Here is a 21,534-nt window from a genome sequence, read left to right as displayed (position 1 = left end):
GATGAGCATGATGATGCGCAGGGCGGCGGTGCTTTCACTGCTGGTATTGCAGACGGGTTGTGCCGGGTTCGGCAAGGTGATGGCCGATGACGCAACCTTTCCGGGCGCCAATCCGAACCTGCCGGGCGGAGATGCCGAGAACCTGCGTCGCGCCCGGGGGGAAGGGGTGGCGGAACGGCCGATCCTGCCTCAGGGCGGCAATATGTGGCCGGGTCCGCCCGCGCCGCTGCCGACCCTGGGAGACGCGACGCGGGAGCATCATGGGGCCGACGATGACGGGTTGCCGGCCGACGCGGCGACTGGCCCGGAACTGCCCGAGGGTGGCACGCTGAGTGCGGGCGAGCAGGCCGAGATCCGGGGCGGCGTGCAGAATGCCTCGGGCCAGGCACCGGGTTCTTTGGCCGGGCAGGAGGATGCGGCGCCCGCCCGGTCCGGCCAGGCGGCCTCAACCATCGTTATTCCCAATGGCGACGGCACCAGCACGGTCATCACCCCGGACGGCACCGTGAAGACGGTGCGGGACACGCAGGGCGTTTCCAGATAGGAACAGCCGCGCGGTCGGGCCGGAAGGCGGCACGGCGATGACGGGGAGGCGCTACGCATGGTGGAAATCCTGTATTTCGCCTGGCTTCGCGATCGGCTGGGCCGGTCGCGGGAGACATTCGTGCTTCCCGATGACAGGGTGCCTTCGGTTCGCGACGTCATGGACAGGCTGCGTCGGCGCGGCGCGGCTTATGAAGAGGTGTTCGCCGAAGGCGGCGGGCCGATCCGCTGTGCCGTCAACCAGGAATTCGCCGCGCTCGATACGCCCGTGCATGCGGGTGACGAACTGGCTTTCTTTCCGCCCGTAACGGGGGGATAGACCGTGCTGATCGATATCCGGGTGCAGGAAGAGACGTTCTCGCTGGATGCCGAGATGGCGCGACTGGCGGGGGCCGGATTCGATGTCGGCGGGATCGGCGCTTTCATTGGGCTGGTGCGGGGCGACGCGGGGCTGGCCGCGCTGGCCCTGGAACATTATCCGGGCATGACCGAATCCATGATCGCGCGAATCGTGGCGCAGGCCGGTACCCGATTCGGGCTGCTGGCCTGCACAGTGATCCATCGCGTGGGGCGGTTGCCGGTCGGGGCGCCGATCGTGCTGGTGTTGTGCGCGGCGGCACATCGCGGCGCGGCGCTGGAGTCGACGGGGTTCGTGATCGATTGGCTGAAGACGCAGGCGCCGTTCTGGAAACGCGAGGATTATCCGGACGGGCAGGCGAGGTGGGTGGCAGCCAAGGAAAGCGACGAAGCCGCCGCCGCCCGATGGGACGCAGGCGACCGATCGGAAGCGTAACGATTCCGATCTCGGCCGGCTGTATGGCGCCGCTGGAGGAGGGTGAAGAAAAAAACTTTTTGCTTGACGCGGAAAGTCCTGACTTCGCGGCAAAACGGGCCCTTGCCGTCTCGGCATCTTCATATATCTAGTGCGTTCCTGGTTGCCCTGACGCGATATGTAGCGTCATAATGCTGCCCTGGACATGAGGCATAATCGCCGTGTCCCGGCGATTTTCACGGAGATGATGGATGAGCCTGGATGACGTATCCGGAACCGTGTCTGATCGTCCGGTCGATGAGCGTGGCCCGTTTCAGGACCACGAATCCGGCCAGACGCCCGATATGTTCGATGATGTCGTCCAGCTACCCGGCCACCATCCCGTGCGGGTCAACCGGTCGCGCGATGCACTGCTGACGCCGTTCGGCAAGGCGACGCTGGATAATCGCTACCTGCTGGACGGCGAAAGCTATCAGGACCTGTTTGGGCGCGTCGCCTCCTATTACGGCGCCGATCCGGGGCACGCCCAGCGTCTGTATGACTATATCTCGCGCCACTGGTTCATGCCGGCGACGCCCGTGCTCTCCAATGGCGGGACGACGCGCGGCCTGCCGATCTCCTGCTTCCTGAACGAGGCCAACGACAGCCTGCGCGGCATCGTCGATCTGTGGAACGAGAATGTCTGGCTGGCCAGCAAGGGCGGCGGCATCGGCTCCTACTGGGGTAATCTGCGCTCGATCGGCGAGAATGTGGGCCGGAACGGCAAGACCTCTGGCGTGATCCCCTTCATCCGCGTGATGGATAGCCTGACGCTGGCGATCAGCCAGGGGTCGCTGCGCCGGGGATCGGCGGCCGTGTATCTGCCGGTCTGGCATCCCGAAATCGAGGAATTCATCGAGATCCGCCGCCCGACCGGTGGCGACCCGAACCGCAAGGCGCTGAACCTGCATCACGGGGTGCTGGTCTCGGATGCCTTCATGCGCGCCGTGGCCGAGGATGCGGAATGGGCGCTGCTGTCGCCCAAGGACGGCGCGCATATTCGCCACGTCTCCGCGCGGTCGCTGTGGATTCGGATCCTGACGGCGCGGATGGAGCAGGGCGAGCCCTACATCATCTATTCCGACCATGTGAACAACGCGCGGCCCGAGCATCACAAGCTGGCGGGGCTGGAGGTCAAGACCTCGAACCTGTGCGCCGAGATCACGCTGCCGACCGGCATCGACCATCACGGCCAGGAGCGGACGGCTGTCTGCTGCCTGTCCTCGCTCAACCTGGAAACCTGGGAGGAGTGGAAGGACGATCCGCAGTTTATCGAGGACGTGATGCTGTTCCTCGACAATGTGCTGCAGGATTTCATCGACCGGGCGCCCGACGACATGGCGCGCGCCAAATACGCGGCCTCGCGCGAGCGGTCGGTCGGGCTGGGGGTGATGGGCTTCCATTCCTTCCTGCAGGCGAACAACGTGCCCTTTGAAAGCGTGATCGCAAAGGTCTGGAACAAGCGGATTTTCAAGCATATTCGCGAGCAGGCCGACAAGGCGTCGCGCAAGCTGGCGGAACTGCGCGGTGCATGCCCGGACGCGGCGGAATATGGCGTGATGGAACGCTTCTCGAACAAGCTGGCGATCGCGCCGACGGCGTCGATTTCCATCATCGCCGGCAATTCCAGCCCCGGGATCGAGCCGATCGCCGCCAATGTCTTTTTGCAGAAGACGCTCTCCGGCTCGTTTACCGTGCGCAATCGGCACCTGACCAAGCTGCTGATCGACAAGGGGCAGAACACGGACGAGGTGTGGTCGTCGATTACCCTGACCCAGGGCAGCGTCCAGCACCTGGATTTCCTGACCCAGCAGGAGAAGGACGTCTTCAAGACGGCCTTCGAACTGGACCAGCGCTGGGTGGTGGAGCATGCGGCCGACCGCGCCGGCTATATCTGCCAGGCGCAGTCGATCAATTTGTTCCTGCCGGCGAACGTGCATAAGCGCGACCTGCACCAGATCCATTTCCTGGCGTGGAAGCGGGGCGTGAAATCGCTGTATTATTGCCGTTCGCTGTCGATCCAGCGGGCGGATACCGTCAGCAACGTCCTGGACAAGAGCGACGTCCTGGTTCCGGAGCCGGCAGCCGCCGCGCCGGCCACGCCGACGTCATCCACCAATTACGACGAGTGCCTGGCCTGCCAGTAAGCCGGTAAGGCGGCGGGCGCCGCCTTTTACCCCTACGGGCTGTTGCCGCATTGCTGTCGCGGAGAAAACGACATGACCGAACCCCTCAACGCGCCCCAGCCCGAGGGCGAAGCCCATTTCGACCTGCTGACGGCGAATCCGGTCTACAAGCCGTTTCGCTATCCTTGGGCGTATGATGCGTGGCTGACGCAGCAGCGCGTGCACTGGCTGCCGGAAGAAGTGCCGCTGGCCGATGACGTGAAGGATTGGCACCGCACCCTGACCGAGAGCGAGCGGCATCTGGTCACCCAGATCTTCCGCTTCTTCACGCAGTCGGACGTGGAGGTGAACAATTGCTACATGAAGCATTACAGCCGGGTGTTCAAACCGACTGAAGTGCTGATGATGCTGTCGGCCTTCTCGAATATCGAGACGATTCATATCGCCGCGTACAGTCATCTGCTCGATACGATCGGCATGCCCGAATCCGAGTATTCCGCTTTCCTTAAATATAAGGAAATGAAGGATAAATATGACTATATGCAGGGCTTCTCGGTCGACAGCAAATACGACATCGCCCGTACGCTCGCGGCCTTCGGCGCCTTTACCGAGGGGCTTCAGCTTTTCGCGTCCTTCGCCATCCTGCTGAATTTCCCGCGCTTCAACAAGCTGAAGGGAATGGGCCAGATCGTGTCGTGGTCGGTGCGGGACGAGACCCTGCACTGCCTGTCCATGGCCCGGCTGTTCCGCACCTTCATTCATGAAAATCCGGAAATCTGGACCGAGAAGCTGCGCGAGGACATCCGCCAGGTCTGCCGCGACATCGTCGATCACGAGGATGCGTTCATCGATCTGTGCTTCGAGATGGGGCCGGTCGAGGGCCTGGATGCCGATCTGGTCAAGACCTATATCCGCTTCGTGGCCGACCGCCGACTGAGCCTGCTGGGGCTGGACGGGATGTACCACGTCCCCGCGAACCCGCTGCCGTGGCTGGACGACATGCTGAACGCCGTCGAGCATACGAATTTCTTCGAAAACCGTGCGACGGAATACAGCCGGGCCTCGACCTCCGGCACGTGGGAAGAGGCGTTCGAGGAGAGCATCTTCCAGTCGGACGGCTGATTTATCCGGCGTCCAGTGGCGCTCCGTCACGCAGGATGGCGTCGGCCTCCGGCGTGAAATGCCCGTCTGCCCGGTGCAATGTCATGCCGGGCAGGAGGGCGGCGTCGCCCCGGCCGCCGACCCGCCCCTGGACCAGCACGATTCTGGCCGGCCGGCCGGCCTTGGGCCAGAAGGGGATCAGACGGATCGACCCGATGCCATGCGCCCGCATGGACGCGATCGCCGCGTCGAGCGAGGCGGCGGGCAGGGCGAGGGTCAGCGTGCCATGATGGCGCACCTGCCGCCCCAGGCTGCGGACCCAGACATTCAGCATGTCGTGCGCCCCGACGCGCCGCGCGATATCGCGGCGCGGATCGGGTGAGGCGCTGGCATCGGTGCGATGCCAGGGTGGATTGGCGAAGGCATGGTCGAAGCTGCCTCCCTGGGCGGGGAATTCGGCGATGGGGGGCAGATCGGGCAGCGTCGCGCACAGCGCGCGCAACCGGTCGAGGCCATTGTCGTTGAAATTGGTCTGGGCCAGGGCGGCGGTGCGGGCATCGCGTTCCACGCCCACGCCGGCGATGCCGGCCACCCGCCAGGCCAGGCACATCAGTCCCGCGCCGGCGCCGCATCCGCCTTCCAGGATGCGCTGGCCGGCACGGGCAGGGACGGAGGCCGCCATCAGGACGGGCTCCAGCCCCGTGCGGTAGCCGTGGCGAAATTGCCGGTAGCGGAGCCGGCCGTCGAGCAGCGTTCCGTGGCTCGGGACTTCGATGGGTGCGTCGTCCGCAGCACATGCCAGATGCGGCGTCGGCTCATGTATGATGTCCTTCGGCTTGACCGTCATTCTCACGCCGCTCATATGTTCTACAGACCAATCCAACGGGGCCGGGGAGTTTAACCTTTTGGGCGTTGCAGTCACTCTGCCGGAATCCGAGAAAACGGCAACCGCGAAGCATTCCGGCTCCGGCGCCTCGGCGCAGGAAGGGGCCGAAGCTGCTCTGCATGAGTTGTCGAGCTATCTCGCCGACGACATGGCCGCGTGCAATCGCGCGATCATCGAGCGGATGGACAGTCCGGTCGCCCTGATCCCCCAGTTGGCGGCCCATCTGGTGGCTGCCGGCGGCAAGCGGCTGCGGCCGTTGCTGACGCTGGCCTCGGCGCGCCTGTGCAACTACCCGGCCGGGCCGGACCATCAGCGCCACGTCGCGCTGGCCGCGTGCGTGGAATTCATCCACACCGCGACCTTGCTGCATGACGACGTGGTGGATGAGAGCCTGCTGCGGCGCGGCCTGGCCAGTGCCAACGCCGTGTTCGGCAACAAGGCGTCTGTGCTGGTGGGCGATTTCCTGTTCGCCCGTTCGTTCCAGTTGATGACGGATGACGGCTCGCTGAAGGTGATGGCGATCCTGTCCTCGGCGTCCGCCACGATCGCCGAGGGCGAGGTTCTGCAGATGTCGACGCAGAACGACCTGTCCACCTCGGTCGACCAGTATCTGACGGTCATCCATGGCAAGACGGCGGCCCTGTTCGCCGCTGCCTGCCGCGTCGGGGCGGTGGTGGCCAAGCGGCCGGAGGCCGAGGAAGTGGCGCTGGAGGCGTTCGGCACCAATCTGGGCATGGCCTTCCAGCTGGTCGATGACGCGCTGGATTACGCGGCCGACCAGGCCGTGCTGGGCAAGACCGTGGGCGACGATTTCCGCGAAGGCAAGATCACGCTCCCGGTCCTGGCGGCTTATGCCGCCGGAAGCGAGGAGGACCGCCAGTTCTGGCGGCGGGTCATCGAGGAAAGCGAACAGGCGCCCGAGGATCTCGACCACGCTCTGGCCCTGATCGCCCGGACCGACGCCATCGGTGTGACGCTGGATCGTGCCGCCGCCTATGCCCGCGCGGCATGTGAGGCGCTGGATATCTTCCCCGATACCCGTTTGCGCCGCCTGTTGCAGGATACGGCGTCCTACACCGTCAGCCGGGCCCGCTGAAAGCCTGATCGGAAAGGCGCGCCCGCGGCGATCGGCGCGTATTTTCCGTATCGTGTTGCGCATGGCGCATAGGGCGGCACCGGCTTGCCCGCCCGTTTTTCCAATCGGCTTTTAAAGAACCCGTCATGAGGCGGGGCCCCGGCGATTCAGATTGCGGCGGCTGCCGGAGCAAAGAGGGTTGGCGTGCCATAGCCCAGCGCGGCCATGGCGGTCGTCATGCGCGCGGGTTCGGTCGGCATGGCGGTGAAGAGGGCCAGGTCGTGACGAAGAGCGGGTTCGGGCCGGGGCGGAAGAGTCCGCAGCACCGTTGCAGCCTGACGCGCCACGGCATCCGCCGGGTCCAGCCAGATCATCCCTGGTGGCGAGGCCGCGCGAAAGGCGTCCATCAGGAATGTGTAATGGGTGCAGCCGATGCCGACCACGTCGATCCGGTCGCCGCCGGGCTGTTCGAACAGGGCCGCCAGTTCCCGCTGGACGATGTCGGGCGGGGCCGCATGGCCACGAAAGACACGTTCGGCCAGATCGGCGAGCCCGCGCGCGCCGTGGGCCAGCAGGGTGCAATCCGGGGCGTAACGCTGTTGCAGGGCGCGCAGATAGGGACGGCGGACGGTCGCCCGCGTCGCCAGCAGCCCGATGGTGCGGGTGCGGCTCAGTTCGGCGGCCCATTTGATCGGCGGGACGCAACCGACGAACGGAATGCCGTATCGTTCCCGCAGCGCCCCCAGCGCCAGAGTGCTGGCGGTGTTGCAGGCGATGACGACGAGATCGGGCGCAAGGCGGGCAATGGCCTCGCCCATCAGGGTGACCACGCGCGTAATCAGTGCGGCATCGTCCTGCTCGCCATACGGATAGATCGCCGTGTCGGCCAGGTAATCGACCGGTGTGCCGGGGAGCCGGGCGCGAAGCGCCCGAACGATCCCGAAACCGCCGATCCCCGAATCGAACGCGAGAATCCGCTGCGTCATGGCAGGGAGATCAGCCCTGGCCCTGCGCGCTCTTGAAGGCCAGGGCCTCCTCCAGGCTGGAAACGCCGCCATGCCTGCCCGACCAGCCGCACGGATCCTCGAGGAAGCGCCGGACCTCGGATGCGTCCTTTTCCGAGAAATAGGGCTGGCCGGCGCAGGCTTCCAGCACATCCCACCAGGTGCACAGCGCGTGCAGCGAGATGTTCATGTCCGCCAGCGTCCGCAGCGAACCGGGGAACACGCCATAGAAGAACACGACGAAGGTATGGTCGACGATCGCCCCCGCGTCGCGCAGGGCGCGGGCGAATCGGATCTTGGAGGAGCCGTCGGTCGTCAGGTCCTCGACCAGCAGGGTGCGCATGCCGTCGGGCACGTCGCCTTCGATCTGCGCATTGCGCCCGAAGCCCTTGGGCTTTTTGCGGACATAGGCCATCGGAGCCATCATGCGGTCGGCGATCCAGGCGGCGAAGGGGATGCCCGCGGTTTCGCCACCCACGACGGCGTCGATGCTTTCATAGCCGATATGCCGGCCGATCTTCTCCACACCCAGTTCGACGATCTTGGCCCGGGCGCGCGGGAAGAAGATGATGCGGCGGCAATCGATATAGACCGGCGATTTCCAGCCCGATGTCAGCGTATAGGGTTCCTCGGGACGGAAATTGACCGCCTTGATCTCCAGCAGCAGCTTGGCGGTGGTCAGCGCCGCATCGCGGTCCCAGGCGGTGGAGCCCGACGAGGCGCCTGTGCCGTAGCCTGTTGAATCGTTCATCTGATGTGTCTTTCCGGTCCGATAGCGTAGGAAACGAGGTGGAAAAGCCTTAGCGGGATCGTCCGGGAAAATCTATCGCGCGACGGACATCATTCCATCGGGATTCCATCCGTGCCGCGCCATGCGAGGGGCTGGATCGCGTCCGGCCGGGGGGCGGTTTCTCTTGCCGGAGATGGAGATACTCGTTAGTATAACTGTAATTGCAAATCGTTCGCAATAAGGATTCAATACCGTGGCGCCAGAAAACGGCCGGATTACACGAAACTGCGAACGGGCGGTGGTCACCGCGTACCGGGAATTGCGGGATGTCGGGACGGGCGATGTTTCGGCGTTCCACGCCTGCACCACCCTGTATCGCATCCATCACCCCGAGGCGTCGCTGAATGAAGCCCGGCGCCTGGTTTCCGAATGGATCGACCACCATGTGGTGCGCGAGGCCGAAGGGCCGACGGCGGGTTGCGACTGTCCCTGACAGTCGTCCCACACTGATATGCGGGCAATGAAAAAGCCCGGCGGCCGATCGGCCGCCGGGCTTTTTCATTACGTATGAAGCATCGTGCGGGGAAGGAACGCTCCCCGACCCTGACGGGCTTGGGCGAGTCTGCCGATCCGTCCGGATGGAACCACCCGGACGGATCGGCTTCAGGCCTCAGCCACGCTTGGCGAACGGCACGAAGTCGCGTTCCGGCGAGCCGGTATAAAGCTGGCGCGGACGGCTGATGCGCTGGCCGGGCTCCTCGATCATTTCCTTCCACTGGCTGATCCAGCCGGTGGTGCGGGCGAGGGCGAACAGCACCGTGAACATGCTGGTGGGGATGCCCATGGCCTTGAGGATGATGCCCGAATAGAAATCGACGTTCGGATAGAGGCTGCGCTTGACGAAATATTCGTCGCTGATCGCGATCTTTTCCAGTTCAACCGCCAGGTCCAGCAACGGATCGTCCTTGATCCCCAGTTCGCCCAGAACCTCGTGGCAGGTCGCCTGCATGATCTTCGCCCGCGGGTCGAAGTTCTTGTAGACGCGATGGCCGAAGCCCATCAGACGCACGCCGCTGTTCTTGTCCTTCACCTGGGCAATGAACTCGGGGATGTTGTCCTTGCTGCCGATCTTGGCCAGCATCTTCAGCACGGCCTCGTTCGCGCCGCCATGGGCGGGTCCCCACAGCGCGGCGATGCCGGCGGCGACGCAGGCGAACGGATTGGCGCCTGTCGAGCCCGCCATGCGAACCGTCGAGGTCGAGGCGTTCTGTTCGTGGTCGGCATGCAGGATCAGGATGCGATCCATCGCCCGCGCCAGGATCGGGTTGATCTTGTAGGGCTCCGACGGATGCGCGAACATCATCGAGAGGAAGTTTTCCGCGTAGTTCAGGTCGTTGCGCGGATAGATGAAAGCCTCGCCCTGCGTGTATTTATACGCCCAGGCGGCAATCGTCGGCAGCTTGGCGATCAGGCGCATCGCCGAAAGGTTGCGGCTGGCCGCGTTCGAGATGTCGTTGGCATCGCTATAGAAGGCCGACAGCGCGCCGACCGTGCCGCACAGGATCGCCATCGGATGCGCGTCACGACGGAACCCGTTGAAGAAATTACGGATCTGTTCGTGCAGCAGCGTGTGCGACTTCAGGGTCGCAACGAAATCGTCATGTTCCGTGGTCGTCGGCAGTTCGCCGTTCAGCAGCAGATACGCGACCTCGGTGAACGTGGCCTGCTCGGCCAGTTGGGCGATCGGATAGCCACGATGCAGCAGGACGCCCTTCTCGCCGTCAATAAAGGTGATCTTGCTGGTGCACGACGCCGTTTCGCCATAGCCGGGGTCGAACGTGAAGACACCGAGATCAGCGGTGATCTTGCGGATGTCCAGCACGTCGGGGCCCAGCGTTCCGGAATGGACCGGCAGACTGGCTGTTTTGCCCTCTAGCGAGACGGTGGCCACTTTTCCTGGCTCGGTCATCAAACTCTCCTCTTGGTCGTTCGCCGCCGTGCGAGCGGCCATTCTCATCCCCAACCTGCGGACACCTGTCCTCTGCGTGACAGTTTGCGACATATCGATCCGCCGCTGTGTCCTCGTGCAGGCATGCGCCGAGATAAGGACGAAACGGCTACCGTGGCAACTCTGCCGGAAGGGGGGCGCTTACCCCTTCAATTGCATAGCGCACGGGTCAGTACGGCCTGTTTGCGTGCTAGTGCATGCCAGGGGCCATGCACCGTGAAACAGGCCAGGGAGGCGACGGGAAAGCCCCGAATCAGGATGCTCTTGTCCGGGTCGTCGATGGCATGTCCGGCCAGGTCCATCACCAGTTGGTACAGATCCGGGTTGTGACCTACTACAATGATATTGTTAATGTTTTCTGGCGTTTCCTGAAGAGTTTCCAGGATGCATTCGCTGCCGCGTTCATAAAGCCGGGCCTCCTGGCGTACCTGCGGCGCGATGGTGGTGGAAAACGGCCCGAGCGCCGCGTAGGTTTCGCCCGAACGCATCGCCGGGCTGATCACGGCCAGCTCCGGGACGAAGCCGATCTCGCGCAGTTGTGTTCCGCGCTGGTGCGCCTGGCGGCGTCCGGCCGGGGTCAGGGGGCGTCCGAGGTCGCTGGACGGGCTGGGATCGCCATAGGGTCCGGGAAAGGCTTCCGCGTGGCGCATCAGCACCAGTGTCCGCGTTGGGGCCCCCGTGGCGGCGGGATCTGACGCGGCGGCCATCAGACGGCGCCGGGCCCGGAGGATTTGCGCGCGATGGCTTCATGATGGCGGATGACCTCCTTGATGATGAAGGCCAGGAACTTCTCGGCGAAGTCGGGGTCCAGCCGCGCGGCCTCGGCCAGTTCGCGCAGCCGCGCGACCTGCCGGGCCTCGCGGGCCGGATCGGCGGGCGGCATGTTATGGCGCGCCTTCAGCTCGCCCACGGCCTGGGTATGGCGGAAGCGCTCGGCCAGCATGTAGATCAGCGCGGCATCGATATTGTCGATGCTCTGGCGGAGCCCCAGAAGCATCTCCTGGGCGCTCCGCGCCTGGCTTGTCTGGTCGATGGCCACGGTATCGTTCACGTCAACATGCTCCTGTCTGTCGATCGTGACGTTATACCGTGTTTCAGTCCTCGGCGGGCAGATCGATCCACGCCAGGTGGCCGCCTTTTCCGGCGCCGGTGTCGGTAAAGACCGATCGCCCGCCGGCGCGTCCGTCGCGCACCCACGGACGGCCGTCGGTCGACCGGCGGTCATGCCCGCAATAGACGGTGTAGCCCGGCGGGATATGGTCGACCCAGTTCAGCCTGCGTTCCGGATAGCCGTCCTTGCGCGTGCGGCCCGTGGTTTCGCCGAACAGCGCGCGCGACAGCAGAGGGGTGACATCCCCGAGGCCCGGCGGCGGGGATTCGGCAAGCATGCGGGAGTGGAAGCCGCCATGCACGAAAATCCGCCGCCCCAGGACGATCCACGGGGGCGCCTGCGCGATGTCCCGCACGGCCCGGTGACGGACGTCATCGTTATCCGGAGCCTGGAACTGGCGGACGGTCTCGCTCAACGCGGCGTCGAACCGCAGCTTGTGGCCGGCCAGCGCGCGCGCCAGCTTGCGGTCATGATTCCCCAGGATGAACAGCCCGCGACCGTCATCCAGCAGGCGCTGCATCAGCCGGAAGGTGCCGACGCTATCCGGTCCGTGGTCCACCAGGTCGCCGAGCTGGATGACGAATCGGTCGGTTGCCACCGCGTGTTCGAAGGCCCGCAGATCGCCATGCACGTCGCCGACCACGCGAATCGGGCGCCCGGCGATCAGCGCTTCCAGCGCCGGCAGGTCGCGCCAGAATCCGGCACCCTCGGCCGGCAGGGAATCCGGCGTGGGGAGGGGCGGTGGCTGCCAGGCGGTGTCGTCGGCGGACGGGTTGTGATTCGGCGGCATGGGGGCTTCGGTCACGATGAGGGGAGATGATAGGCCTTTCGTCGGATATGGGGTGACGGTCTCCATTTTGCCATGTGTTCTTCGTCGATGCCCCGGAGCGCATGGTCAGCGCATGGCTGCCAGTCGCTTTTACCTGGATGGCGCCAGCCAGCCGGGATAGCGCCGGTCAATCCTGAGGATGATGCTGTCCACGCCACGGCGCAGCAGCGCCACGTCCTCGGCCAGCAGGATCAGTCCGAGCGGGAGCATCCACAGGCCCAGGATCGGCAGAAAGGACAGCAATCCCCCCACGATCAGCACGAAACTCGCCAGAATCCGCATCGGGCGGCGGGATGGAACGCGCAGCCAGTGGATCGCCCCGCGCAGGCGGGACGGCACGCGGGTTAGTGCCATGCGCACCAGCCGCTCATGGTCGTCTTTCGGGTCGCTCATGGGGCACATGCTCAAGGATAACACTCTTTTGTTGTGACGGGTCTGCCAGGAAAGAGAACAGATGGCGTGTCGGCCCGGCCTGACATCCGATACGGTATCCTGTCTCCATGGCAGGATCAGGGCGGCCTGACCTGCGCAGTACAAGACCAAGATAACGAAAAGACACGAGGAAAGGTTCCATGATCGATCATAGCCGAATCCGGAACGCCGCCTTCCGGGCAAAAGTGACCACCGCCGAGGAGGCCGCCAAATATATCCGTCCGGGCAGCATGGTCGGCATGAGCGGCTTTACCGGGTCGGGTTATCCGAAAGCCGTTCCGCAGGCCCTGGCCGCGATCATCGAGGGGGAAAAGGGGAAGGGAAACGATTTCCGCATCCGCCTCTTCACCGGCGCTTCCACCGGCCCCGAGCTGGACGGCGCGCTGGCCAAGGTGAACGGCATCTCGTTCCGTATGCCCTACAACTCGGACCCGATCCTGCGCGGCCGTATCAACAGCGGCGAGACCGAATATCTCGACATGCATCTGAGCCACGTGGCCCCGATGACGTGGCAGGGCTTCTTCGGCGAGATGGATACGGCCGTCATCGAGGCCGTCGCGATCCGCGAGGACGGCACCATCGTTCCGTCGTCGTCGGTCGGCAACAACAAGACGTGGGTCGAGTCCGCCCGCCAGGTGATCATCGAGGTCAATAGCTGGCAGCACTCGGCGCTCGAGGGCATGCACGACATCTGGTACGGCGCCGCCCTGCCGCCGCACCGCGTCGCCATTCCGCTGCTGCGCCCCGATGACCGGATCGGCCAGGCCACGCTGAAGATCGACCCGTCGAAGGTCGTCGCGGTGGTCGAGACCCATGCGCCGGACCGCAACGCGCCCTTCTCGCCGCCCGACGCCGCCGCCAAGGCCATCGCCGGACATCTGATGGAGTTCTTCCACCATGAAGTGGCGAAGGGCCGTCTGCCGCAGTCGCTGCTGCCGTTGCAGTCGGGCGTGGGCAACGTCGCCAACGCCGTGATGAGCGGCCTGGAAGAGGGGCCGTTCGAGGACCTGACCGCCTTCACCGAGGTGATTCAGGATGGCATGCTGGGCATGCTGGAATCGGGCAAGATGCGCGTTGCCTCGGCGACCGCCTTCTCGCTGAGCCCCGAGGCCGCGGAATCGCTGAACGACCGCATGGCCGAATTCCGTTCCAAGATCATCCTGCGCCCGCAGGATGTCAGCAACCATCCCGAGCTGATCCGTCGCCTGGGCTGTATCGCGATGAACGGGCTGATCGAATCCGACATCTATGGCAACGTCAATTCGACCCAGATCATGGGCTCGCGCGTCCAGAACGGCATCGGCGGTTCGGGCGATTTCGCGCGCAATGCCTACATCTCGGTCTTCATGACGCCGTCGACCGCCAAGGGGGGCAAGATCTCGGCCATCGTGCCGATGGCCTCGCATGTCGATCACATCACCCAGGATTCGCAGGTGCTGGTGACCGAACAGGGCCTGGCCGACCTGCGCGGCCTGTCGCCCAAGCAGCGGGCCGAGACGATCATCCGCAACTGCGCGCATCCGGACTATCGTCCGCTGCTGCAGGATTACTACAAGCGGGCGCGGGAAGGCTCCTTCGGCCAGCAGTCCCCGCATCTGCTCAAGGAATCGCTGTCCTGGCACCAGCGCTTCATCGAAACCGGCACGATGCTGCCGGGCTGACATCCGTCAGGCCGCGCTCCCGGGGTAACTCGGGGCGCGGCGTTCGCGGACGGAATGCAGATTGTTCGATAAATATCTGTTTGTAAAAGATATTATCTAGCGGGATAATATCTTTTACAAAAACATGATATGCGATGGATCGCTTTCCATATCGTGTTTCATATCGCGACATAATTCTTTGTTTTTATAAGATTTATTACTAAATCTGCGGGCTTCTGACTATCCGGCAGTGTGTCCCGATGAAGTCATATCGCCACGACATTTTCTATTTTATTGTTTTTAAATAAAATATCCCCAAAAGCTCGCCCTAATGGGCCGCTTCGGTCCGTGGTTGGCCGACCATGCTCGCCGCGTGGTCGAGATCGACCGACAGCACGCGGCTGACGCCGCGCTCCTGCATCGTCACGCCATAGAGCCGGTCCATATGCGCCATGGTCAGCTGATGATGCGTCACGACCAGGAAGCGCGTGCCGGCTTCGGCCACCATATCGGCCAGCAGGGCACAGAAGCGCCCGACATTGGCATCGTCCAGCGGTGCGTCGACTTCGTCCAGCACGCAGATCGGTGCGGGATTGCAGCGGAAGACCGCGAAGATCAGTGACAGGGCGGTGAGGGCCTGTTCGCCGCCCGAGAGCAGCGACAGCGTGGCCAGCTTCTTGCCCGGCGGCTGGGCATAGATCTCCAGCCCCGCCTGCAACGGGTCGTCATTGCCCACCATGCCCAGATGCGCCCGCCCGCCATTGAACATGCGCGCGAACAGCGACTGGAAATGCCTGTCGACTTCGGCGAACACCGCCAGCAGGCGCTCGCGCCCCTCGCGGTTCAGCGCGCCGATCGAGCCGCGCAGCCGGGCGATGGCCGTGTCCAGTTCGTCCTTTTCGCGCTGGATGGTCGTGATCCGCGTCTCGGCCTCGTCGGCTTCCAGTTCGGCGCGCAGATTGACCGGCCCCATATCCTCGCGCTCGCGGGCCAGGCGGGCAATCTTGCGGCGCAGGCTGGTTTCCGCCGCTTCGGTCAGGTCGGGGGGAACGATGCCGGGTGGCTCCGGCGTCTCGGTCAGCAACTGGGCCAGAATCGCTTCGGCCTGCTCGTGCCGGCCCTCGGCGCGCAGCACGGCTTCGCGCCCGGCCGCCAGGGCCGCCTCGGCGTCGCGCCGCGCAGTCTGGGCGTTTACCAATGCCTCTTCGGCTTCGGCCAACTGACGGGCGGCCTCGGCGTGGCCGGCCTCGGCCTTGTCCATCGCCTCGCGCGCGCTCTCGCGGCTGCGGGTGACCTCTTCCGGGGTAGAGGCCAGCCGGGCATGGTCCGACCTTGCGGCATCGAGGCGGGTCGTGGTGCCTTGCAGGTCGACGGCCGCGGCCTCCTGACGGGCGGTCCAGTCGGTCAGGGCGGCCGCAACGCCGGTCAGGCGGGCCTGAATGGTCTGTTCCTCGCCGGCCAGGGTGGTGCGATGCTGGCGGGCCTCGTCCTCGGCCTGCCGGGCGGCGGCCACGGCCTCGCGTGTCTCGCGAACGCGGGCTGCGATCGCCTCCAGGTCGGGCAGGGCCTGCTGCTCCGCATGCATGCGGGCCAGCAGTTCCGCCGCTTCGTCCCGTTCCTGACGCAAGGCTTCCAGGCGTGGCGCCTGCGCGTCCAGCACGCTGCGGGTCTCGATCAGCGTGGCCTGCTGGGCCGCGTGGGTGGTCTGGGCCTTCTCCAGCGCCCGTTCCGCGTCCTGCTGAAGCTGCCGCGCCGCCTCATGGGCGGTTGCCGCATCGCGGGCCCGGGTTTCGGCGGCGGCGAGGGCGGAATCGGTCTCGGCGCTGGGGGGGAGGGCCGCGAGGGTGGCTTCGGCTTCCTGCCGTGTGGTCTCGGCCTGCTCGGCCTCGCGGGCGATACGGTGCAGTTCGGGGAGGATCGTCGCCAGCCGCGCTTCGGCCTCGTTATTGCGGGCGGCGGTGGCGTCATCTTCCCGCTTTGCGGCTTCCAGTGCGGTTTCGGCGCGTTTGCGGGCGTCGCGGCAGGCCGCTTCAGCGGCCTGCGCGGCCTGTTCCTGCTGGCGGGCGGCCTCGTGGCGCCGGGCCAGTTCGGCGGCATCCGGCAGGTCGGCTGCCGCCTGCCGAGCGGCATTCAGTGCGGTTTCGGCCTCCGCAAGCGTTTGCGTCGCCTGATCGTGCTGGGGTTGGACGGTCTCCAGCCGGGCGCGCGCGGTGGCATCCAGCCGGCTGATTTCGGCTTCCTCGGTGCGGGCCTGACGCAGTGTGGCCTCGATCGCCGCGCGGGTGGCGCGGGCCTTGCCGACCGCCTCGGTCGCCGCCGCACGGGCCTGTTCGGCGGTGGCCAGAGCGGCTTCTGCGGCCGGCAGATCGGCCAGACGGGTCTGGCGCGCGGCCTCGGTTTCGCGCAGGAGATTGCGCTGTCGCAGCAGCAGCGCCGCCCGGCTGGGCTGGCCGGCCGCCACGCGATAGCCATCCCAGCGCCATAGCGCACCGTCGCGTGCCACCAGGCTCTGGCCGGGCAGCAGGTCGCCCTGCAAGACCGCGCCATCGGCCCCGTCATCCAGCAGGCCGATCGCGGCAAGGGCGCGGGCCATCGCGGGTGGCGCGGTCACCAGCGTGGCCAGGGCAACGGTGCCCGCGCCCGGCAACGGTGCGGCGTTCAAAGGCGACAGGGTATGCCACAGGCGCGGCGCGTCCGCTGCGATGGATGCATCCAGCCCGTCGGTCAGGGCCGCGGCGAGGGCGCCCTCCAGCCCGTCGGGCACCGTGATGTCATCGACGACCGGCCGGAAATGCGTCTCGCTCTGTCCGGTCTTCAGCGCCTGGGTCAGGCCGTCCGCCTGCGCGGCCAGGCGCGAGAGATCGGCCTTCAGATCGCTCAGGCGATGCGTCGCGGCGTCGCGGTCGGTGGCGGCGCCGGCCAGGGCGGCTTCCGCCTCTTCCAAGGCCTGGCCGGCCTCGGCGAGGTGCCGTTCGGCATCCTCGCGCGCCGTTCTGGCGGCGGCCAGCCGTTCCGGTGCGATGGCGGCAGCCTGGGCGCGTGCCAGATCCTCGGCCAGGGCACGCAACCGCGCGACGGCGCGCTGATGGGCCGTGTCCGCCGATTGCAGGGCGGCCTGGGTCGTGGTGCGCCGGTTCGTGCCCTCCTGAAGGCGGGCATAGGCGTCGATCCGCGCGGCGGAGGCCGCCTGACGGTCCAGCTCCGCCTGTTCCAGCGCGGCGCGCGCGGCATCGAGGGTGGATTGCGCCGCGACGAGGCCGGAGCGCAACGCATCCCGGTGTTCGGCGGCGACCCGCTGGGCATGGGCCTCGTCATGCCGGCGCTGCAAGCCCTGCTGTTCGGCCCGCAATGCCTCGGCGCGCTCCGTGGCTTGGGCCAGGGCACGGCGGGCTTCGTCATGGCGCCGATGGGCTTCGTCCGCCCGGCCGCGTGCCAGGCTGGCCGCCAGCGTGGCGTCGGACTGTTCCTGCGCCGCCTGTTCCAGCGCAGTACGGGAGTCCGCAACGCGGGTGGTTGCCGCCGCCAGTTCGGTAGCCTGGGCCTCCAGTGTCGAGGCTTCGGGCAGGGTGCCGCGCAAGGTCTCCAGTTCGGCGGCGAGGGCGGCATGCTGGGCGTCGAGGCGCGTGTGGCGCGCCTGAGCCTCCGTGAGGGAAGCCGCGACCTGCGTTGCGCGGGCCTGTGCGGCATTGGCCTCCGCGCCCGCCTGTTCCAGAGTCTGCTCACGCGCCTGCACCATGGCGGCGGCGTCGGTCTGGGCCTGGGCGGCCTGTGCCATTTCATCCGGCAGGGCTTCGAGGCGCGTGGACAGGCCGGTCTGCTCGGCTTGCAGGCGGGCGACGTTTTCGGCGGCGTCGGTTTCGCGCGCCTGGGCGGCCTGATGGTCGCTTTCGGCCTGGGCCAGCCGTTCGGTCGCCGCCTGCGCGGCCTCGGTCGCCCGCTGCTCCTCGCGCGCCATGCCTTCGGCCAGGATCTTCTGGCGCTCCAGCAGCGTGCGGCTTTCGTCCGCGCGCGTGCGCAGCGCGGGCAGGTCGCGATTGGCCTCGAATTCCGCGATCACACTGCTCTCGGCGGCCTCTTCGGCCTGGACCAGTGCCTGCCGTGTCTGCCGGGCCATCTGGCCGGCGCGTTCCACCGCCAGACGCGCGCGGGCATGCAGCAGGGCCAGAAGCGTGGTCTCGGATTCACGGAGCGCGCTGGAAATCTCGCGATAGCGTTTCGCCTGCTGCGACTGGTCACGCAGGCTGCCCAGATGGCCCTCCAACTGGATGCGCAGATCCTCGGCGCGGGACAGATTGGCTTCGGTGGCGCGCAGTTTCAGCTCGGCCTCATGCCGTCTGGCATGCAGGCCGGTGATGCCGGCGGCTTCCTCGAGGATGCTGCGCCGTTCCTCGGGGCGGGCATTGACCAGTGCCGAGACGCGGCCCTGGCTGACCATGGCCGATGAGCGCGCGCCCGAGGCCAGATCGGCGAACAGGGTCTGCACGTCGCGGGCACGGATCGGCTTGCTGTTGACGCGATAATCGCTGCCGGAGCCGCGCTCGGCGCGCCTTGTGATCTGCAATTCGTCCTGATCGTGCAGCGGAGGGGCGGCGATCCCCTCCGTGCCTTCCAGCGTCAGCGTCACTTCGGCCAGGTTGCGCGCCGGGCGGGCGGCGGTGCCGGCGAAGATCAGGTCGTCCATCTCGCCGCCGCGCAGGGAACGGGCGGAACTCTCGCCCATCGCCCAGCGCAGGGCCTCGACCACATTGGACTTGCCACAGCCGTTCGGCCCGACGATTCCGGTCAGGCCGGGCAGGATATCGACCGAGACCGGGTCGGCGAAGCTCTTGAAGCCGCCGATGCGCAGGCGGACAAAACGGGCAGCCATGGGAGCAGGGACCTGATCAGCTCAGCGAAGCGACCTTCTTGGCAAAATCTTCGTAGTTCATCTCCTGGCCCACCATCTCCTTGTCATTGAAGCGGAAGGTCGGGGTGCCCTCGATCTTGTATTCGGCCTGGGCGCGGTTTTCCTCGTCCATGATGGCCTGACGCAGCGTGTCGTCGGCGAGCGTCTTCTGGAACAGGTCGGCGGGCATGCCGGCCAGCGCGGCCATCTTCTGCAATTCTTCCTGCGGGTTGACGTCGCGGGCGAAGGCCCAGCGGTCCTGGCTGGCCAGCAGCGACAGCACGAACGGCTCGTAGCGCTCCGGCGGCAGGGTGCGGGCGACCATCGCCGCCGCCAGCGCGATCTGGTCCAGCGGAAAATCGCGGAAGACGTAATAGACCTTGCCCGTGTCGATCAGATTGGTGCGGATCTGCGGGAAGACCTCGGCCGCGAATCGCGCGCAATGGGTGCAGGTCAGCGAGAACCATTCCTCGACATGTACCTTGGCTGCCGGATTGCCGGCCGCGCGCACGGCCATGCGCGGATCGGTGGCGGCCCGCGCGGCGCGGATGGACAGGGCCTGTCCGAACAGGAGGGCAGGAGTCGCGGTCGCGATCAGGGCGCGGCGAGTAACGGGCATGGCTGAACGGTCTCCGGCAGGCTGAAACGGGCGGATGGTAAAAGGGGGAAAGAGCCCGCAAAGCGGACAGGCGTCAAGATGCCTGCGAGGTGGGACCAGATCAGGTCAGCGAGGCCACCTGTCTGGCGAAATCCTCGTAGCTCATCTCCTGGCCCACCTGCGCTTTGTCGTTGAAGCGGAAGGTCGGGGTGACCTCGATCTTGTATTCGGCCTGGCCGCGGTCTTGCTCTTCCATGATGGCCTGGCGCAGCGTGTCGTCGGCGAGCGTCTTCTGGAACAGGTCGGCGGGCATGCCGGCCAGTGCCGCCATCTTCTGTAATGCGTCCTGCGGGTTGACGTCGCGGGCGAAGGCCCAGCGGTCCTGGCTGGCCAGCAGCGACAGCACGAACGGCTCGTAGCGCTCCGGCGGCAGGGTGCGGGCGACCATCGCCGCCGCCAGCGCGATCTGGTCCAGCGGAAAATCGCGGAAGACGTAATAGACCTTGCCCGTGTCGATCAGATTGGTGCGGATCTGTGGGAAGACCTCGGCCGAGAAGTGCGCGCAATGGGTGCAGGTCAGCGAGAACCATTCCTCGACATGCACCTTGGCAGCCGGATTGCCAGCCGCGCGCACGGCCATGCGCGGGTCGGCGGCAGCCCGCGCGGCGCGGATGGACAGAGCCTGTCCGAACAGAAGGGCAGGGGTCGCGGTCGCAATCAGGGCGCGGCGGGTAACGGGCATGGCTGAACGGTTTCCCACAGGCTGAAACGGGCGGATGGTAAAAGGGGGAAAGAGCCCGCAAAGCGGGCAGGCGTCAAGATGCCCGCGAGCGGGTGGAGGAAGGGGTCGGCACCGGACGGGCCGACCACCAGGCCGAAAGAGCCGAGCCCGAGATATTGTGCCAGATCGAGAACAGCGCCCCCGGCAGGGCCGCCATCGGGCCGAAATAAAGCCGCCCCAGCGTGGCGGCCAGGCCGGAATTCTGCATCCCGACCTCGATCGCCAGCGTCCGGCAGGCGCTTTCTTCCAGCCCCAGCAGCCGTCCGCCCCAATAGCCGCCCAGCAGGCCGATCCCGTTATGCAGCACCACTCCAAGCAGGACCAGCGGCCCCGCTGCCGCCAGCGACGGCCGCACCGAGGCGACGATGGCGCCGATGATCGTCATGATGGCGATCATGGCCACCAGTGGCAGGGCGGGCTCCACCCGGCGCACCAGGCGCGGAGCCAGCATGTTGACGGCCAGCCCTGCCGCGACCGGCAGCGCGACCAGCATGACGATGCTGCGCAGCAGGGCCAGCACGTCCACCTGCACGTCGGCCGCCACATACAGCCGCGTCAGCAGCGGTGTGGCGACGATGCCGACCAGGGTGGAAAGCGTGCTGATGCTGACCGACAGCGCCACGTCGCCGCGCGCCAGGTAGATCATGACGTTCGATGCCGTGCCGCTGGATACGCTGCCGACCAGGATCATGCCGACCCGCAATGCAGGCGGCATGCCCAGCAGCCGCCCGATCAGCCACGCCGCCAGCGGCATGATGGCGTAATGCAGCACAATCCCCGCCACGACCGGCGCCGGGCGGCGGGCGATGCGGCGAAAATCCGCCACCGTCAGCGTCACGCCCATGGTGAACATCACCAGGGCCAGCAGCGGCGTGATTGCCGGTGTCAGGACCATGAAGGCGCCCGGCCGGCCGATGGCGGCGACCGAGACCAGAATGGCCCAGAGCGGGAAGAGGCGGGTCAGGACGGACAAG

General features: G+C 66.3%; 20 protein-coding genes. 8 read left to right on the top strand and 12 right to left on the bottom strand.

From position 1 onward, the window contains the following. The first annotated feature begins 1 nt into the window (after window position 1). The 5 genes from ACMAUO_RS02390 (at window position 2) to ACMAUO_RS02370 (ending at window position 4,602) form a co-directional block, all read left to right on the top strand. Window positions 2-544 (top strand): hypothetical protein, encoded by a 543-nt coding sequence (locus ACMAUO_RS02390; RefSeq protein WP_420355390.1) that lies wholly within the window; start codon window positions 2-4, stop codon window positions 542-544. 57 nt (window positions 545-601) lie between these two features. Then, on the top strand, window positions 602-862 hold the full coding sequence (gene moaD, locus ACMAUO_RS02385) for a molybdopterin converting factor subunit 1 (protein ID WP_420355389.1): 261 nt from the start codon (window positions 602-604) through the stop codon (window positions 860-862). A 3-nt stretch (window positions 863-865) separates the two neighbouring features. Further along, the gene (locus ACMAUO_RS02380; RefSeq protein ID WP_420355388.1) at window positions 866-1,336 is read left to right on the top strand and encodes a molybdenum cofactor biosynthesis protein MoaE; all 471 of its coding nucleotides are present in this window, start codon (window positions 866-868) and stop codon (window positions 1,334-1,336) included. A 230-nt stretch (window positions 1,337-1,566) separates the two neighbouring features. Beyond that, entirely contained in the window at window positions 1,567-3,501 is a 1,935-nt protein-coding gene (locus ACMAUO_RS02375) for a ribonucleoside-diphosphate reductase subunit alpha (RefSeq protein ID WP_420355387.1), read from the top strand. A gap of 72 nt (window positions 3,502-3,573) precedes the next feature. Then, window positions 3,574-4,602 (top strand): ribonucleotide-diphosphate reductase subunit beta, encoded by a 1,029-nt coding sequence (locus ACMAUO_RS02370; protein ID WP_420355386.1) that lies wholly within the window; start codon window positions 3,574-3,576, stop codon window positions 4,600-4,602. Between the two features lies 1 nt (window position 4,603). Here ACMAUO_RS02370 and ACMAUO_RS02365 read toward each other — a convergent pair whose 3' ends face one another. Further along, on the bottom strand, window positions 4,604-5,428 hold the full coding sequence (locus ACMAUO_RS02365) for a tRNA1(Val) (adenine(37)-N6)-methyltransferase (protein ID WP_420355385.1): 825 nt from the start codon (window positions 5,426-5,428) through the stop codon (window positions 4,604-4,606). A 58-nt stretch (window positions 5,429-5,486) separates the two neighbouring features. Between ACMAUO_RS02365 and ACMAUO_RS02360 the strand changes: the two genes are divergently transcribed. Next, window positions 5,487-6,563, top strand: a complete 1,077-nt coding sequence (locus ACMAUO_RS02360) for a polyprenyl synthetase family protein (protein ID WP_420355384.1) — start codon at window positions 5,487-5,489, stop codon at window positions 6,561-6,563. Between the two features lie 146 nt (window positions 6,564-6,709). Here the strand turns inward: ACMAUO_RS02360 and ACMAUO_RS02355 are convergent, their stop codons facing one another. Together ACMAUO_RS02355 and ACMAUO_RS02350 are read right to left on the bottom strand one after the other, a co-directional pair. After that, window positions 6,710-7,528, bottom strand: coding sequence for a glutamate racemase (locus ACMAUO_RS02355; RefSeq protein ID WP_420355383.1), 819 nt, complete (start codon window positions 7,526-7,528; stop codon window positions 6,710-6,712). A 10-nt stretch (window positions 7,529-7,538) separates the two neighbouring features. Beyond that, complete coding sequence (locus ACMAUO_RS02350; protein WP_420355382.1) at window positions 7,539-8,297, bottom strand: orotate phosphoribosyltransferase; 759 nt, start codon at window positions 8,295-8,297, stop codon at window positions 7,539-7,541. Window positions 8,298-8,529: 232 nt separating this feature from the next. On the opposite strand from ACMAUO_RS02350, the gene ACMAUO_RS02345 reads away from it, so the two are divergent. After that, a complete protein-coding gene (locus ACMAUO_RS02345) occupies window positions 8,530-8,769 on the top strand; it encodes a hypothetical protein (protein WP_420355381.1) in 240 nt (79 codons plus the stop codon). Window positions 8,770-8,946: 177 nt separating this feature from the next. On the opposite strand, the gene gltA is transcribed toward ACMAUO_RS02345, so the two are convergent. The 5 genes from gltA to ACMAUO_RS02320 all read right to left on the bottom strand — a co-directional run bounded on the left by gltA (window position 8,947) and on the right by ACMAUO_RS02320 (window position 12,617). Then, window positions 8,947-10,245: a citrate synthase gene (gltA, locus tag ACMAUO_RS02340; protein WP_420355380.1), complete on the bottom strand. Its 1,299-nt coding sequence runs from the start codon at window positions 10,243-10,245 to the stop codon at window positions 8,947-8,949. Between the two features lie 188 nt (window positions 10,246-10,433). Further along, on the bottom strand, window positions 10,434-10,934 hold the full coding sequence (locus tag ACMAUO_RS02335) for a SixA phosphatase family protein (RefSeq protein ID WP_420355379.1): 501 nt from the start codon (window positions 10,932-10,934) through the stop codon (window positions 10,434-10,436). A gap of 56 nt (window positions 10,935-10,990) precedes the next feature. After that, window positions 10,991-11,335, bottom strand: a complete 345-nt coding sequence (locus ACMAUO_RS02330) for a chorismate mutase (protein WP_420355378.1) — start codon at window positions 11,333-11,335, stop codon at window positions 10,991-10,993. A gap of 43 nt (window positions 11,336-11,378) precedes the next feature. Beyond that, complete coding sequence (locus ACMAUO_RS02325; RefSeq protein ID WP_420355377.1) at window positions 11,379-12,185, bottom strand: metallophosphoesterase; 807 nt, start codon at window positions 12,183-12,185, stop codon at window positions 11,379-11,381. A 129-nt stretch (window positions 12,186-12,314) separates the two neighbouring features. Continuing rightward, window positions 12,315-12,617 (bottom strand): hypothetical protein, encoded by a 303-nt coding sequence (locus ACMAUO_RS02320; RefSeq protein ID WP_420355376.1) that lies wholly within the window; start codon window positions 12,615-12,617, stop codon window positions 12,315-12,317. A gap of 179 nt (window positions 12,618-12,796) precedes the next feature. On the opposite strand from ACMAUO_RS02320, the gene scpC reads away from it, so the two are divergent. Beyond that, window positions 12,797-14,317 (top strand): succinyl-CoA:acetate CoA-transferase ScpC, encoded by a 1,521-nt coding sequence (gene scpC / locus ACMAUO_RS02315; RefSeq protein WP_420355375.1) that lies wholly within the window; start codon window positions 12,797-12,799, stop codon window positions 14,315-14,317. 307 nt (window positions 14,318-14,624) lie between these two features. Here scpC and ACMAUO_RS02310 read toward each other — a convergent pair whose 3' ends face one another. From ACMAUO_RS02310 to panS, 4 genes are all read right to left on the bottom strand, one after another. Continuing rightward, the gene (locus tag ACMAUO_RS02310; RefSeq protein WP_420355374.1) at window positions 14,625-19,163 is read right to left on the bottom strand and encodes an AAA family ATPase; all 4,539 of its coding nucleotides are present in this window, start codon (window positions 19,161-19,163) and stop codon (window positions 14,625-14,627) included. 16 nt (window positions 19,164-19,179) lie between these two features. Continuing rightward, window positions 19,180-19,800 (bottom strand): thioredoxin domain-containing protein, encoded by a 621-nt coding sequence (locus tag ACMAUO_RS02305; RefSeq protein ID WP_420355373.1) that lies wholly within the window; start codon window positions 19,798-19,800, stop codon window positions 19,180-19,182. Window positions 19,801-19,900: 100 nt separating this feature from the next. Then, the gene (locus ACMAUO_RS02300; protein ID WP_420355372.1) at window positions 19,901-20,521 is read right to left on the bottom strand and encodes a thioredoxin domain-containing protein; all 621 of its coding nucleotides are present in this window, start codon (window positions 20,519-20,521) and stop codon (window positions 19,901-19,903) included. 73 nt (window positions 20,522-20,594) lie between these two features. Beyond that, on the bottom strand, window positions 20,595-21,533 hold the full coding sequence (panS, locus tag ACMAUO_RS02295; RefSeq protein ID WP_420355371.1) for a ketopantoate/pantoate/pantothenate transporter PanS: 939 nt from the start codon (window positions 21,531-21,533) through the stop codon (window positions 20,595-20,597). Window position 21,534: the final 1 nt, after the last annotated feature.

The organism is Gluconacetobacter brunescens (assembly GCF_048695475.1).
Classification (GTDB): Bacteria; Pseudomonadota; Alphaproteobacteria; order Acetobacterales; family Acetobacteraceae; genus Gluconacetobacter.
Note: the sequence above shows the minus strand (reverse complement) of the source record. Positions and strands in the feature narration are given on the sequence as shown.